The sequence below is a fragment of the Acinetobacter sp. EKM10A genome (genome assembly GCF_011075215.1).
GTDB lineage: Bacteria > Pseudomonadota > Gammaproteobacteria > Pseudomonadales > Moraxellaceae > Acinetobacter > Acinetobacter baumannii.
Window position 1 is genome coordinate 1 of record NZ_JAALLK010000045.1, and the last position, 446, is coordinate 446.

Below are 446 nucleotides of genomic sequence, written 5' to 3' on the forward strand. Positions count from 1 at the left end.
TTGCCTGTGGTCTGGATCGTCATTTCACCTGTATTCACTTGAATACCGCGATAAATAAAGACTTGACCAATATCTTCAAAGACTTTTACCAAGGTAAGAGACTTACGTACTCCACCACCAAAACTTAAAGCATTTGCAGCCCAGTTATTGAAAGCGAGAACATTTAAGAATAAGTCAAAGGTACCTAGTGATAATTCAAACTCTAGTTGACCAGTTACTTCGGCTTCTGTTACAACAGCGCCTTGGCGAAAACGTGAATCAACTACTTCACTGCTATCTTCAGTAGTAACATTTTCAGTCAAACTATCAGTAACACGGCGAACGGTGTACCAGACTGGATTTGCAGGAGTTGTTCCTAAAACTGCTTCCTCACAAGCATATAATCGAATTTTTGCGCCTGAACTCATTTATGGTTCTCCAAAATTTAGGCAATAAAAAACCCGCTG

The 446-nt window shown here is 39.9% G+C and carries 1 protein-coding gene; it reads right to left on the minus strand.

Annotated features, from left to right (window positions below; genetic code table 11):
* On the minus strand, positions 1–407 hold a 407-nt coding region (locus G9371_RS19000), incomplete at its 3' end, for a phage tail tube protein (RefSeq protein WP_235895987.1).
* Positions 408–446 lie beyond the last annotated feature (39 nt).